The organism is Rossellomorea pakistanensis (assembly GCF_016908495.1).
Taxonomy (GTDB): Bacteria; Bacillota; Bacilli; order Bacillales; family Bacillaceae_B; genus Rossellomorea; species Rossellomorea pakistanensis.
The window spans coordinates 172,434-186,532 of record NZ_JAFBDZ010000002.1 but is presented as its reverse complement, the minus strand read 5'-3'; the positions used below and the strand labels follow the sequence as shown (position 1 = coordinate 186,532).

General features: G+C 39.3%; 13 protein-coding genes and 1 riboswitch. Of the genes, 1 reads left to right on the top strand and 12 read right to left on the bottom strand.

The window, feature by feature from the left end; all coding sequences use genetic code 11:
* Nucleotides 1-71: 71 nt before the first annotated feature.
* The 9 genes from JOC86_RS08670 to JOC86_RS08630 all read right to left on the bottom strand — a co-directional run bounded on the left by JOC86_RS08670 (nucleotide 72) and on the right by JOC86_RS08630 (nucleotide 8,631).
* Entirely contained in the window at nucleotides 72-509 is a 438-nt protein-coding gene (locus tag JOC86_RS08670; RefSeq protein ID WP_205170752.1) for a hypothetical protein, read from the bottom strand.
* Nucleotides 510-655: 146 nt separating this feature from the next.
* The gene (locus JOC86_RS08665; protein WP_205170749.1) at nucleotides 656-1,270 is read right to left on the bottom strand and encodes a thymidine kinase; all 615 of its coding nucleotides are present in this window, start codon (nucleotides 1,268-1,270) and stop codon (nucleotides 656-658) included.
* Nucleotides 1,271-1,673: 403 nt separating this feature from the next.
* On the bottom strand, nucleotides 1,674-1,880 hold the full coding sequence (gene rpmE, locus JOC86_RS08660; protein WP_205170746.1) for a 50S ribosomal protein L31: 207 nt from the start codon (nucleotides 1,878-1,880) through the stop codon (nucleotides 1,674-1,676).
* 306 nt (nucleotides 1,881-2,186) lie between these two features.
* The gene (rho, locus tag JOC86_RS08655) at nucleotides 2,187-3,458 is read right to left on the bottom strand and encodes a transcription termination factor Rho (RefSeq protein ID WP_205170734.1); all 1,272 of its coding nucleotides are present in this window, start codon (nucleotides 3,456-3,458) and stop codon (nucleotides 2,187-2,189) included.
* A gap of 458 nt (nucleotides 3,459-3,916) precedes the next feature.
* A complete protein-coding gene (gene glpX / locus JOC86_RS08650) occupies nucleotides 3,917-4,879 on the bottom strand; it encodes a class II fructose-bisphosphatase (RefSeq protein WP_205170732.1) in 963 nt (320 codons plus the stop codon).
* 123 nt (nucleotides 4,880-5,002) lie between these two features.
* On the bottom strand, nucleotides 5,003-6,289 hold the full coding sequence (locus tag JOC86_RS08645; protein WP_205170730.1) for a UDP-N-acetylglucosamine 1-carboxyvinyltransferase: 1,287 nt from the start codon (nucleotides 6,287-6,289) through the stop codon (nucleotides 5,003-5,005).
* 178 nt (nucleotides 6,290-6,467) lie between these two features.
* Entirely contained in the window at nucleotides 6,468-7,109 is a 642-nt protein-coding gene (gene fsa, locus JOC86_RS08640) for a fructose-6-phosphate aldolase (protein ID WP_205170721.1), read from the bottom strand.
* Between the two features lie 108 nt (nucleotides 7,110-7,217).
* Nucleotides 7,218-8,075: a class II fructose-bisphosphate aldolase gene (locus JOC86_RS08635; protein WP_205170719.1), complete on the bottom strand. Its 858-nt coding sequence runs from the start codon at nucleotides 8,073-8,075 to the stop codon at nucleotides 7,218-7,220.
* A gap of 193 nt (nucleotides 8,076-8,268) precedes the next feature.
* Complete coding sequence (locus JOC86_RS08630) at nucleotides 8,269-8,631, bottom strand: response regulator (RefSeq protein ID WP_205170717.1); 363 nt, start codon at nucleotides 8,629-8,631, stop codon at nucleotides 8,269-8,271.
* 209 nt (nucleotides 8,632-8,840) lie between these two features.
* On the opposite strand from JOC86_RS08630, the gene JOC86_RS08625 reads away from it, so the two are divergent.
* Nucleotides 8,841-9,353, top strand: a complete 513-nt coding sequence (locus JOC86_RS08625) for a DUF2529 domain-containing protein (protein ID WP_419096064.1) — start codon at nucleotides 8,841-8,843, stop codon at nucleotides 9,351-9,353.
* 788 nt (nucleotides 9,354-10,141) lie between these two features.
* Here the strand turns inward: JOC86_RS08625 and JOC86_RS08620 are convergent.
* The 3 genes from JOC86_RS08620 to JOC86_RS08610 form a co-directional block, all read right to left on the bottom strand.
* A complete protein-coding gene (locus tag JOC86_RS08620; protein WP_205170706.1) occupies nucleotides 10,142-11,128 on the bottom strand; it encodes an ABC transporter permease in 987 nt (328 codons plus the stop codon).
* On the bottom strand, nucleotides 11,097-12,614 hold the full coding sequence (locus JOC86_RS08615; RefSeq protein ID WP_205173452.1) for a sugar ABC transporter ATP-binding protein: 1,518 nt from the start codon (nucleotides 12,612-12,614) through the stop codon (nucleotides 11,097-11,099). The genes JOC86_RS08620 and JOC86_RS08615 overlap by 32 nt, the downstream gene beginning before the upstream one ends.
* Nucleotides 12,615-12,707: 93 nt before the next feature.
* The gene (locus JOC86_RS08610) at nucleotides 12,708-13,790 is read right to left on the bottom strand and encodes a sugar ABC transporter substrate-binding protein (protein ID WP_205170704.1); all 1,083 of its coding nucleotides are present in this window, start codon (nucleotides 13,788-13,790) and stop codon (nucleotides 12,708-12,710) included.
* Nucleotides 13,791-13,875: 85 nt separating this feature from the next.
* Nucleotides 13,876-13,981: riboswitch (SAM riboswitch) on the bottom strand.
* Between the last annotated feature and the right edge of the window lie 118 nt (nucleotides 13,982-14,099).

The window sequence follows — 14,099 nt, the reverse complement described above, 5'->3', positions numbered from 1 at the left end:
CCTGAAACCTGATTAAAAGGGGAAAATTGTTTTAACCATCTCCCTTAAAAAATCTGGTTTCAGACCCTTTTTTAGCGTTCTTTAATTTGAACTTCAATTTTATATCGAGGAATAGCTTTAACTAATCGTTTATGCAGCTTAGCTTCTTCACGGTCTCTTTCTGCAGGAGTCATTTCTTTTCTTGTATGAGCGGTTACCCACATTTGTTTACCGTTTATCCATACCTCATCAGCCTCATAATCTGTATAATACTCGACCACTTCACGGGCTTTATTAATATCAGTCCCGTTTGTTGGTTGACTATCCGAGAGGTCGAGGAAGTTTGGGTTTTGATTTGTATTATTTCTAACGGTTTCTAGCTGTCGTTCATCTATTTCCTCTCTATCTAAATCATTATCCACAAACTGCCTTCCATGCTGATCTTCGTTTCGCACATACGAAGAATCATTCTGTACTCCACAGCCTGAAACCAGGACCATGACCATGAGCAAAAATAAAAACTTCTTCAACTTCATACACCTCCTGCCCTTAGAATGTCCTATCCTAAAGAAGGTTATGCTGAAAAATCCATCATCACCGTTGTGCAGGGACTGGATTCGCCGATTTAGATATCTAAAAAAAGCCACAGGCAATTCCTGGGGCTTTAAGAAAAAATTCAAATATTTTTAATGGCTTCTTCTGCTTTTAAGCTTAGTCCTTTAGGAACTTCGTGGTGATGTCGGCAACGAGGTTCATAGGCTTCTGATGCGCCAACTAAAATGATGGGATCATCGTAGCATGCCGGCTCCCCGTCAATTAACCTTTGTGTTCGACTCGCTGGTGAACCGCAAACTGCACAAACTGCCTGAAGTTTTGTCACCTGTTCGGCAATGGCCATCAGCTTTGGCATTGGCCCGAATGGTTCTCCTCGAAAGTCTTGATCTAAACCTGCAGTAATCACACGGTAGCCTCTATTTGCTAATGTTTGTACAACGTGGATAATCTCATCATCAAAGAATTGAATTTCATCTATAGCAACAACATCAATACTTGCCGAAACCTCATTTAAAATCTGTCTTGACGACTCAATTGGGTTTGCAATGACAGACGTTCCGTTATGCGAGACCACCTCTTCCTCACTATAACGATTATCTAACTTAGGTTTAAATACGGCAATTTCCTGTTTAGCAAATTGGGATCTTCTCACACGGCGAATCAATTCTTCCGACTTTCCAGAAAACATACTTCCACAAATTACCTCTAACCAACCTGTTTGCTTCATGACGTACATGAAAGGGCCCCTCTCCTTCCTTGCAATAACTCTTTCCTTAACCCCGTAAAAATGTTTACCTATCTATATAATAAATATCATTTCAATTTCAAATAAAACGACAGCATTCTATGTAATGATAAGGGTAGAATGCCCAACTTTTTCAGAAAAAAAGAGGTATACCCTTTAGGCTTCCTCTCAGCTTCAACAAATATTTACCTTACATGAAGGGATAAAAAAAGGGATGTCCCAAAACCAAGGTGTCAGGAACCCCTCGAAACATCTACTATATATGACGATCAAAGTGGTTCCGGACCCTTATGGGACAACCCCGTTTTTTATAAATTAGCTATAAAGAAAGGAGAAGAAGAAGTGTTAACACACATTCTCAACTCTTCTCCTGTTCTTATGAACTCTCGCAAAATTATTTTTGCTTAAGGCCGTATTTTTTGTTGAAACGATCAACACGTCCGCCAGCGTCAGCGAATTTTTGACGACCAGTGTAGAATGGATGGCATTCAGAGCAAACCTCTACGCGAATTTCGTCAGATACTGATCCGCTTTCGAACTCATTTCCACATGCACAAGAAACTTTGATCTTTTGGTATTTAGGATGAATTCCTGTTTTCATTCTTTTCATCTCCTTCCGCCCTGAATCATCTGAAACAGAGTTATATATTCGAGATAATATGCGATATGAGCATAAGCATGAGAGTGATAGCCAGCCCCTTACCGCATCCAATTCGTTAATCACACAAAAAATATTATAACAAGGAGATGGGACATTTGCAACCCGATTATCGCTTTATTGACTTCCACTTTACTGTAAACTCTTGTCAAAAAAGAATCGTATTGTGCATCATCTCAATGTCGATCTAACGGAATTTTTCTACATCAAGACTTCGGAAAATCCTATCCAAATTTGGATAAAATTCATCTAGTTCCGACTTCTAGCTTTTGACTGTTCATGAAGTGTTTCGAAAAATTCTTCGTTGGTCTTAGATTGTTTTAGCTTACGAATGAATTTCTCTGCGAAATCCGGAGCATCTGCCATTACTTTTCTAATTGCCCATAGTCTCTCAAGGTTTTCAGGAGCAATAAGGAGTTCTTCTTTTCTTGTTCCAGAACGACGAATATCGATAGCTGGGAAAATACGTCTTTCTGCAAGAGAACGATCAAGATGAAGTTCCATATTCCCAGTCCCTTTAAATTCTTCATAAATAACATCGTCCATACGAGACCCAGTATCAACAAGAGCAGTTGCTAGAACAGTTAAGCTACCGCCTTCTTCGATATTACGCGCTGCACCGAAGAATCTTTTTGGACGGTGGAATGCGGCTGGATCAATCCCTCCTGATAATGTACGACCACTTGGGGGAATAACAAGGTTATAAGCACGAGCTAAACGAGTGATACTATCCATTAAGATAATAACATCACGCTTATGCTCAACTAAACGCATGGCTCTTTCAAGGACAAGCTCTGCCACTTTAATGTGGTTCTCAGGTACCTCATCAAACGTAGAGCTGACTACCTCTGCTTCAACCGAGCGTTCAATATCGGTCACTTCCTCTGGGCGTTCATCTATTAATAAGATAATGAGTTCTGCCTCAGGGTTATTCCTCGTAATTGAATTGGCAATTTCCTTTAATAGCATTGTTTTACCAGCTTTTGGCGGGGCTACAATCAATCCACGCTGACCAAAGCCGACGGGGGAAATCAAATCCATAATACGAGTTGAAATCTTCGATGGGCTTGTCTCTAACATGATTTGGCGATCTGGATATAATGGAGTTAATGCAGGGAAATGAACACGCTCTTTAGATGCTTCAGGCTCTTCGCCATTCACCATTTCCACGTGAAGTAAACCGAAATAACGCTCGTTCTCTTTTGGAGGACGTACTTTACCAGATACTTTATCACCGTTTCTTAAATCAAAACGACGAATTTGCGACGCCGAAATATAAATATCTTCTGAGCTAGGTGAGTAGTTAATAGGTCGAAGGAATCCGAATCCTTCTGATTGAATTATTTCTAATACACCTTCCATGAAGAAATATCCTTCTTGTTCTGCACGCGCTTTTAAAATTGCGAAAATCAATTCTCTTTTTGTTAATTTACTGTAATAGGAAACCTTATATTCTCTAGCGAGTTCATAAAGCTCTTTTAATTTCATATTTTCTAAACTAGAAATCGTTAACTCTGCCATAATGACACCACTCTTTATTTTATTCGTTCTACCATATGTAATTTTTTAGAAATGTAAAAAAGAAAAAGAACAATGGTAGGAGTATTGTTGGAAAATAGTATGACTGAAGAATAATCAGAAGCTATTTTTATAAGATACATTGAAGAAAGCAATTACTATTTTAACCACATAATGATAAAAGAATCAATCATTGGAATCGATAAAAAGGAAGGAAAGATACGGAATATGAGGGAAACCCGTACCATTTATATATTTTTTAATCTTTTTTAATGGTATTTTTCAGTCCGAGAACCATTTTGATCGTAATCGATAGGTATTGAATATGTGATTTGCCTATTTCCTAATGTAAAAAACTCGCAACTCATATGAAACAACCTTAGGAAAAGAGCCTTAAATAAGCAGATAGAGGGAAGACCGGAAGTCAAAATTCAATCCCCCCAAGTCTAACCTTTTCTGTTTTACTTGATGACTAAATTAGGTTTTTTCTTTAAGCTGTGGCGCCCATCAATAAAACGAACCGTTCCTGACTTCGCTCTCATAACAACAGAGTGTGTTAACCCATGCGAGCCTTTTAATTGAACCCCACGCAATAACTCTCCGTCTGTAACTCCTGTAGCAGCGAAAATGGCATCATCCCCGCATACTAGGTCTTCCATACGTAAAACTTTGTTTACATCTAATCCCATTCCGATGCAGCGTTCTAATTCGGCATCATTTTGAGGAAGCAGTTTCCCTTGGATTTCCCCACCTAAACATTTAAGTGCGACAGCTGATAGAACTCCTTCTGGTGCTCCACCAGATCCGAAAAGGATGTCAACGCCTGTATGGTCAAAAGCAGTATTCATAGCCCCTGCTACATCCCCATCATTAATCAGTTTAATTCTTGCACCTGCTTCTCTTAACTGAGCAATAATATGCTGATGACGTTCCCGATCTAGAACGGTTGCCACAACATCTTCTATATCTTTATTTTTAGCCTTTGCTACTGCTTTTAGGTTATCTAAAACCGAAGCATTAATATCAACTTGTCCTACTGCTTCCGGTCCTACTGCGATCTTTTCCATATACATGTCTGGAGCATGTAACAAATTTCCATGATCGGCTACAGCTAGGACGGCTAATGCATTCCAGCCTCCAGCTGCTAAAATATTCGTTCCTTCTAATGGGTCAACAGCTACATCTACTCGAGGTCCATAGCCAGTTCCTAACTTTTCTCCAATATATAACATTGGGGCTTCATCCATTTCTCCTTCCCCAATGACTACTGTCCCTTTCATAGGGACTGTATCAAAAACATCTCGCATGGCAGATGTTGCAGCATCATCCGCTTCGTCTTTCTTTCCTCTTCCCATCCATCGTGCAGAAGCTAGTGCAGCACCTTCTGTTACACGAACAAGCTCCATCGATAAACTTCTTTCCATCTGTTTTTGCCTCCCGTGTCACAAATACGTTAATATCTGCATATTTGTATAACATATTATCGAATATATTGTAACACAATATTAGAAGTAGGATGGTTTATTTTTTACTATTTTTAAAACCTACTAAGAACTTTTCAATTGTTCCAGCTCTTCTGCCGACATTTTTTCACGCCAAATGGTTGCACCTAAACCTTCTAGTTTTTCAACTAGGTTACTATATCCTCTATCAATATGCTCTAAGCCCGTGACTTCTGTTATTCCTTCTGCTAACAGTCCAGCTATTACCAATGCTGCTCCAGCTCTTAGGTCGCTAGCTTTCACTTTCGCTCCTTGAAGCTGTATAGGTCCATTTACAATGGCTGACCGGCCTTCTACTTTAATATTGGCATTCATCCGTCTCAGTTCATCTATATGCTTAAACCTAGCAGAATAGATCGTATCCGTGACGACCGCCGAACCCTCTGCTTTTGTCAAAAGTGTTGTAAACGGCTGTTGAAGATCCGTCGGAAAGCCAGGATATACGAGAGTCTTAATATCAACAGAGTTGATATGATCCGCCTTTCCAATAAATACTTGTTCAGCTCCAACTTCAATTGGCACTTTCATTTCTCTTAACTTTGCAATAAGCGATTCTAAGTGAAGTGGAATCACATTATCGATCAACACACCCGATCCACTTGCAGCTGCTAGGATCATATAAGTTCCTGCTTCAATTCGATCAGGAATGATTGTATGACGGCAGCCGCTTAACTCTTCCACACCGTCAATACGAATGACGTCTGTTCCTGCGCCTTTTATCTTAGCACCCATATTTGTTAATAGAGTGGCAACATCAATAATTTCTGGCTCCTTTGCCGCGTTTTCAATAATCGTTCTACCTTTAGCTCTTACGGCTGCTAGCATAATGTTAATCGTAGCCCCAACACTAACAACGTCAAGATAGATACGAGCCCCTCTTAATTCATCTGCTCTAAGATAGATGGCTCCTTGTTCATTTGTGACTTCTGCTCCAAGTGCCTCAAATCCTTTAATATGCTGGTCAATCGGACGTGGCCCTAAGTGACATCCCCCAGGCAATCCAATCGCCGCCTTTTTGAAGCGCCCTAGCATTGCCCCCATAAGATAATAGGAAGCTCTAAGCTTTTTCACTTTTCCACTTGGCAAAGGCATTGATATCATTTCTGAAGGATCCACTCTCATTTCCCCATCTTCAAAAGAAACGGTGCCACCGATTTCTTCTAGCAATGATTGTAATGTGAGGACATCTGAAATTTCAGGTAATCCTTCTATTGTTACCGGAGAGTCGGCAAGAATGGTTGCCGGGATCAAGGCTACTGCACTATTTTTAGCACCACTAACTTTAATCGTCCCTTTTAGCGGATAGCCTCCTGCAATTTTAAGCTTTTCCATTTTAGACTCCTTCCAAATCTTGTTGATCGTTGCGAAGATATACTATAGGATTATTTTTCCATTTGGGAAGATTCTACGAGGTATTGTCTACTAGTTTATACATTTATACAAAAAACATGTATAGGTGAATAGATTTTTTTTAGAATAAACCAAATGACCTACATTTTATGCTCTGCTTCTAGCGATTATTCCAATCCTTTAAGAATGCTTCGATTCCTTTGTCTGTTAATGGGTGATGGAATATTTGCTTTAGCACTTTAAATGGTGTCGTTGAGATATCTGCTCCTCTCAATGCTGCCTCTGTAATATGTTGAGGATGGCGAATCGACGCCGCGATAATTTCAGATTCAATTCCATGTATAGCAAAAATCTCGGCAATTTTTGAAATAAGCTCAAGCCCATCATGACCAATGTCATCTAAACGGCCTAAGAATGGAGATACATAGGATGCTCCAGCTCTTGCTGCAAGTAAAGCTTGATTCGCACTAAAAATTAATGTTACGTTTGTCTTGATTCCTTCTTTAGCAAATACAGCCGTTGCCTTCAACCCATCTGGAGTCATCGGGACCTTTACAGTAATATTTGGCGCAATCTTGGCAAGCTCTCTTCCCTCTTTAATCATTCCTTCCGCGTCTAATGCAATCACTTCTGCACTTACGGAACCATCTACTAGCTCTGTAATTTCTTGTAAGCGATCATGAAAGGATACGTCCTTCTCTTTCGCGACAAGAGATGGGTTTGTTGTGACTCCAGAAATGATCCCCCACTCATGTGCTTCTTTAATTTCCTCCATATTTGCTGTATCAATAAAAAATTTCATAATTTCTACCTTCCTTTCGACGAAATTTTCAATATTTTTATAATGAACGGAAGGGACTGACCATTGCTTGTGCCAGTCCCTACCCTAAACTTGTTAAATTCACTATGCTTATGCTTTGTTTGAAGAACCAAACTCGCGCATTTTGCCAATTACTGTAGCTTTGATTGCTTCACGAGCAGGTCCTAAATATTTACGTGGATCATACATTTCCGTATTTTCCGCTAGTACTTCACGAACCTTTTTCGCTGAAGCGATTTGGTTTTCTGTGTTGACGTTAATTTTAGCTGTTCCATAAGAAATTGCTTTTTGAATATCTTTTGTCGGGATACCCGTTCCCCCGTGAAGAACTAGTGGTAAACCGGTTGCAGCACCGATTTCTTCCATTTCTTTGAATCCAAGATTTGGTTCACCTTTATATGGACCATGAACAGAGCCTAATGCAGGAGCTAGGCAATCAATCCCTGTACGCTCTACAAGCTCTTGACATTCTTTCGGATCAGCGTAAATAACACCGTCTGCAATAACGTCATCTTCTTGTCCACCAACAGTACCTAATTCAGCTTCAACAGAAACGTTTTTAGAATGTGCATATTCTACAACCTTTGAAGTTGTTGCAATGTTTTCTTCAAATGGATCGTGGGAAGCATCAATCATCACAGAAGTAAATCCTGCATCAATGGCTTCTTTACATTTATCATAGCTGGAACCATGGTCTAAATGAATAGCAACAGGAACTGTGATATTGTAATCTTCCATAAGCCCTTCAACCATTTTTACTGTCGTTTTAAATCCACCCATGTAACGAGCAGCACCTTCAGATACACCTAAGATTACTGGTGACTTCTCTTCTTCTGCAGCTTGAAGAATCGCTTGAGTGAACTCAAGGTTATTCAAGTTGAATTGACCTACTGCATAGCTGTTTTCTTTAGCTGTAATAAGCATGTCTTTCATTGAAACTAATGGCATTTTAAAAATTTCCTCCTTTAAAATCCAGTCAGTGCTTTCATTTTGGAAAGTGCTGGGTTTATGTAATGGTTACCCTAATCATTGTTTGATAATTTCACTTGTATCATACCAAAACACCATTCATTTTACCAACTGAGTAAAAGGTTTTCATTAAAAGAAATACTATTTAGTATTTTCAAATTATTGGAAGGGGTTACATTGGAATATATTCTCTTACAGCTTTACGAATATCGTCAATGTCGAATGGTTTTGCAAAATGAGTCAGTGCTCCCAAATCCTTCGCTTCCTGTATCATATCTAACTCTCCGTATGCTGTCATAATGATCACACGAATATCCTGATCCTTTTCCTTCATTCTCTTTAAGATTTCAATTCCATCCATTCCCGGAATTTTCATATCTAATAAAACTAAATCCGGGGAATGCTTGTCTACAATTTCTAGAGCTTGAATTCCATTTGCTGCTTGAAACGTTTCATAGCCTTCCTTCTGAAGAACCTCATTAAGTAGAATGCGAATCCCAAACTGGTCATCGACGATTAAAATTTTCTCCTTCATCTAATCTACCTCTTCCCCTTATTTTTACTTTCCATCCTGGTAAATCCGACCATTTCCATGTTTTTAGTTATGTATATCTCTATTCAGAAGTATACTTCTACCTTTCTATGGGTAATTCCTGCTTTTCCTTTGATTTTACTTCCCGATCTCACCTCTTTTATAATAAAAGCGATAATGAAAGATGTGAAGGGGAGATTTTTTTGATAAAAATGTTTACAACCCAGTTAACGGGATTGTTTAATCGCATACAAGCTAATGAAGAATATACAATAGAAGATAGTGCTCGTCTATTAGCACAAGCAGCTATAGGTGAAGGTCATATTTATATAAAAGGATATAATGAGATGGAAGCCATTATGTTAGAAGCTCTTGAGGGAAAAGAACCATTATCTAATGCTCGTAAACTTGACGACTTCACCATTCTTACTGAAGCCGATCGAGTACTAATAGTGTCACGGTACGCTACAGATTCTGAAGCTTTAGAACTAGCAACGGAATTGAATCAACGAGGAATTCCATTCGTGGCAGTCTCTGGGGTAACAAAAGAAGATGGTGAAAATTTAGTAGATTTCGCTGATTTTCATATTGATACTAAAGTGATCAAAGGGTTACTTCCAAATGAGATAGGAGAAAGAGTTGGATTTCCTTCTAGTATGGCAGCCCTATATATATATTTTGCTATAAAATTTACATTGGAGGAGATTGTGGAGGAGGTTGAGTAGGGTTCTCTAAAATACAAAAATGATGGATTTTTGGCGATATGAATTTCTGCTTCGGTTGATCGGATGCTCGTCTCAAGTGCGTGTTGTCAGTCCCTCCCCGTCATGAGTGATTTTTTGTTGTGGGTTGTATTTCATATAAATTTATTTGAGAGTTTTTGGGAGTGACGGACCCCTATGTTCATGACATAAGGGTGCTGGAGTTTATTTTTCACTGATAAATCCCCTTTTTAAGAAAAGCCTATCAAAGTATACATGGCAAATGCTAAGAAGTGGATTATTATCAATGGATTTAATTCCTTGAATGGAATTTATTCTCGACTTTTGCTCTTTTATTCTCAATTTTATATGATTTATTCTCGACTTTTCTGGTTTTATTCTTAACTTTAAGGTGTTTATCGATTATTCGACAATATTCGATAAAAGAATAATTCTTTCTGCCAGAGACAAATGAGGTGCTCGAATCAAGTACGTGATGTCCGTCCCTCCCCGTCATGAGCGATTCTTTGACGAGGCTTGGATTTTATATAAATTTGTTAGAGAGTTTTTGGAGTGATACGAACTCCTATGCTCTGATGTGAAGATGCTAAAGTTCGTTATTGTGTTGAGGGGTTTTAATGTGTTGTGTATTTCATGGCTTTTACATATAAGGCTCTTTTTGCGTTTTGAACTCTTCTGCTTAGGTCTGAGCAGCTGATTGTTCCAGGGGCGTGTGTCCGTCCCTCCCATTTTGAATTCTTTATGAAGTCGAAATGGGAGGGACTGCCCCCGGCTCCTGACATGAAGGGGCTTTAGGCATGTTTCTTTTTAGAGTGTATGTAGGTTACGGCTAATGCTAGGACTAGTACGGCGCCTTTGATGATTTCAAATGCGTAGTATGGGAGGTTCATCATTGTTAATCCGTTGAGAAGGATTCCGATTAAGGCTGCGCCAAAGAATGTTCCGATTACATTGGGCTTTCCTGCTCCAAATACTGAGTAGCCTACGAATACTGCGGCGACAGCTTCCATTAGTAAAGGGGAACCAGCGTCCATTTGTCCTGACCCTACTCGGGCTGCAAATAAGATTCCTGCTAATCCTGCAAAAATTCCAGATAGGACATACGCCATAAGCTTTATCCTATTTACTCTTACTCCCGAAAGTCTTGCTGCCTCTACGTTTCCTCCCGTCATATAGAGAAGCCTTCCCCAGCGGGTATGATGCAAAATAATATAAACGGCTGCCACTAGTATTAGCATTATGATTACGGGTACAGGAATTCCTGCTAACTGTCCTTGTCCAATCCATAGAAAAGAAGAGGTAAACTCTCCAGGTGCTGTGCCTCCAGATGTTAAGGGCATTTGATTATAAATGGAGTACCCTTCTGTGTATGTCCGATGAACTCCTGCGATAATATACATCGCCCCTAAAGTTGCTAATAAATCAGGGATTCCAATTTTCACGATAAGTAACGAATTAAATAATCCAACAAGAGCACCAACAAGAATGGGAATGATGATCACAAATAACAATGGAGCTTCGTACCAAACCATAAGTGAAGCAGTTACTACGGTTGAAAGCGACATTGTCGACCCAACAGACAAGTCAAATCCATCGACAATAAGTGTAAACGTGACCCCGATGGCTAGAATTGTAACGATTGAAATCGATCGTAGAATATCTGATATATTGTCATAGGTAAAAAAGTATGGATTATAAAAGCTGAAAAATAAGAGCACCACCCCTAATAAAAGAATGGCTCCGTATTTAAACAGAAACTCGATGCTTTTGTTCTTCATCACGTTCTTCCTTTCCTCCACTGGCGTACAGCAATAATTTTTCTTGGGTGGCTTCTTCTTTAGATAATTCCTTCACTAGCTTTCCATCGTATAAAACAAGAATGCGGTCCGATATCCCAACAATTTCATTAAATTCACATGAAAAATAAAGAACGCCCTTGCCATTTTGGGCCAGTGTTTGAATGAGTTGGTATATTTCCTTTTTTGCCCCGATATCGACCCCTTTTGTCGGTTCATCAAATAAAAAGAGCTCCGCCTCGTTTGATAGCCATTTGCCAATGGCAACCTTTTGTTGATTCCCTCCGCTTAAAAACTCTAAAGGAGTGTTTTCGTTATCAGTCTTTATACCTAATTTTTCTATCATTTCTTTTGCGAAGACCTTTTCTTTTCCCTTATGGATGAACAAGCGATTTGAAAATGACTTTAGAAATGGAAAAGAGAGGTTTAGTTTAACGGATTCTTCGATAAAAAGACCTTCTTTCCTTCTTTCTTCTGGAACGAGAACAATTCCGTTTTTAACAGCATCTCTAGGAACTTTACACTTAAAGCTTTTCCCTCTAAGCTTCCATTTCCCTATTAGATTTGGAGTTGCACCAAAGATCGCTTTAGCCAATTCAGTTTTGCCTGCCCCTACTAATCCCACTACTCCCACAATTTCACCCTCAGAAACATGTAAAGAAAGGTTGTTAATCTTATCTCTATCTGAAAGATTTTCAACGGTAAAAAAGGGCTCTCCTAGCGAATGCTCCCTTACCGGAAACTCTTCTTGAAAACTCCCACCTAACATTTCCTCCACTACTTCTTGAGGGGATGTTTTATTCGTATCAAAGGTATTAATCGTCTTGCCGTCTCTCATTACCGTAATACGATCTGAAATTCGGAACACTTCTGGAAGACGGTGAGAGATGAAAATAACCCCTACACCCTCAGCTTTTAATTGATCTACCATTTCAAACAAATTATTCGCTTCCTCCGAACTTAAAGGTGCCGTCGGTTCATCTAGTATAATGAGCTTGGCTTTCTGACTAAGGGCTCTTGCAATAAGGACCATTTGTTTTTCAGCTAGGCTAAGCTCTGAAGCCTGCTTATGAACTTGAATATGATGAGCTAGGATTCTTTTTAACGCGTTTTCCGCTTTCATCTTTATTTTCGAGAAAGAAATAAACACCTTTCTGTCGGTTGCTAATTCATCCAGCAATATATTTTCTGCTACCGATAATTCAGGAACTATCGCTGTATCTACTTCCTGATAAACACAATGAATGCCTAATAATTTTGCTTCTCGTGGAGTTTTAAATTGTTGAGGGCCTCCTTCTAGTAATAAAGTCCCCTTATCCGGTGTGTAGGCTCCGGAAAGAATTTTCATTAATGTGCTCTTTCCTGCTCCATTAGCACCTAACAAAGCATGGACCTCTCCTTTAGATAATTGAAAACGTGCTCCCTGTAATGCTCGGTTTGCCCCAAACGTTTTATATATATCGTTCATTTTTAATAGCTTTTCTGTCACTTCAATCCCCCCTATCAGAAAAAATCATAGGGATCATGAGCGCTGGGTTCTCCAGCACCTCATCCCAATCGCCTATTTTGATTCAAGCTTTTTTAGTTCTTCTGTATACCCTTGCTCACTTGCCCCCCAGCCTTCTACATGTTTGTGCAGGTCATCTGTTGTGATTTTTTCTTCGGGTAATTGTTCTTTTTCAATAAAAACAGGATCCAATACAACCTTTTTTGGTGTGTTATCACCATTTAGTTTCTGGTATAAAAATCTCACTTGGATACGACCGATATCTTTAGGGTCAACAGCCGCTGATGCCACCCATGGGCTATTAGGCTTCTGAATGATTTGCAGGTCTTCGTCACTCATATCTATCCCGTATACTTTAATTTCCGTTCTTCCCGCTGCTTCAATAGCACGAACAGCCCCTTTCGCAAATTCATCCCATGCAGCCCAGACCGCATCAATATCCCCTTTGTTTGGATATTGTTTTAGGATGGCCTCCATTTGCGCTTGGGTATCTAGCGCTGTATTTTGAGTGGCTGCTCCAAAAGCGGCAATTTCCTTGATGTCTTGATTCTCTTCTAAAAATTGCTCATACGCCACTTGTCTTCTTTCCATTGGGGCAAAACCAGCCACCCAAATTTTTACTATCTTTCCTTTTCCATCTATATCTTCCTTCAACTTATTTAAGCTGAGTTCAGCCATCTTTTGGTCACCCTGTTCTAAAACCGTAACCTCTTCCCCTTGAACATCTGCATCAAATACGACTACAGGGATTCCCGCTTCCTTCGCTTTTTTAACTCCTGCTTGAAGTGCTTCTTTTGTTCCATGATCGATTAAGATCCCATCAAATTTTTGGTTAATCGCTGCATCCAGATTTGACGACATTTTTGCTAGATCCCCATCAGAAGTAAAAACTTGGACCTCCCCGCCAAATTTCTCAACCTGTTCTTTCACACCCGCGATATATTGAGCTGAGAACGTTCCTAAGTTGATTTGCATAATCAAAGCAATTTTTTTGTTTGCTAGTGGATGCTCCTCATTTCCACCACTATTCTTACTTTTATCTGCGTTTGCCTCTTGTGATAGATTTGGCTGACATGCCGCAAGTAAACTTGCTATTTGTGCGAAAACAATTAATAAGACCCCTACGCGTTTTCTCATTGAACAATCTCCTTTTCTTTTTAAAATTTATGTAAAAACCAAAAAACCTCTTTTCCTAAGGAAAAGAGGTTATGTATATACCAAACTCTTATCACTCAGGAAATTTTCCTGCAGGAATTAGCACCTTTTCGTCTAAACGATAGGTTGCCGGGCATCATCGGGCCAGTCCCTCTGCCTACTCTTTATAAGAGAAAATATGAAATTTCGCATTCATTTAATGGTAATCATAACGATTCGCGATAATTTTGTCAATATTCTTTTTATTTTAATTAGTTTCTTTGAGCAGGTGCTCGTTCCAAGTGTGTGGTG

Bases quoted from the DNA above. Each gene is read 5' to 3' on its own strand.
- JOC86_RS08665 (WP_205170749.1), bottom strand. From the start codon at position 1,270: ATGTACGTCATGAAGCAAACAGGTTGGTTAGAGGTAATTTGTGGAAGT.
- rpmE (WP_205170746.1), bottom strand. From the start codon at position 1,880: ATGAAAACAGGAATTCATCCTAAATACCAAAAGATCAAAGTTTCTTGT.
- rho (WP_205170734.1), bottom strand. From the start codon at position 3,458: ATGGCAGAGTTAACGATTTCTAGTTTAGAAAATATGAAATTAAAAGAG.
- glpX (WP_205170732.1), bottom strand. From the start codon at position 4,879: ATGGAAAGAAGTTTATCGATGGAGCTTGTTCGTGTAACAGAAGGTGCT.
- JOC86_RS08645 (WP_205170730.1), bottom strand. From the start codon at position 6,289: ATGGAAAAGCTTAAAATTGCAGGAGGCTATCCGCTAAAAGGGACGATT.
- fsa (WP_205170721.1), bottom strand. From the start codon at position 7,109: ATGAAATTTTTTATTGATACAGCAAATATGGAGGAAATTAAAGAAGCA.
- JOC86_RS08635 (WP_205170719.1), bottom strand. From the start codon at position 8,075: ATGCCATTAGTTTCAATGAAAGACATGCTTATTACAGCTAAAGAAAAC.
- JOC86_RS08630 (WP_205170717.1), bottom strand. From the start codon at position 8,631: ATGAAGGAGAAAATTTTAATCGTCGATGACCAGTTTGGGATTCGCATT.
- JOC86_RS08625 (WP_419096064.1), top strand. From the start codon at position 8,841: ATGTTTACAACCCAGTTAACGGGATTGTTTAATCGCATACAAGCTAAT.
- JOC86_RS08620 (WP_205170706.1), bottom strand. From the start codon at position 11,128: ATGAAGAACAAAAGCATCGAGTTTCTGTTTAAATACGGAGCCATTCTT.
- JOC86_RS08615 (WP_205173452.1), bottom strand. From the start codon at position 12,614: ATGAACGATATATATAAAACGTTTGGGGCAAACCGAGCATTACAGGGA.
- JOC86_RS08610 (WP_205170704.1), bottom strand. From the start codon at position 13,790: ATGAGAAAACGCGTAGGGGTCTTATTAATTGTTTTCGCACAAATAGCA.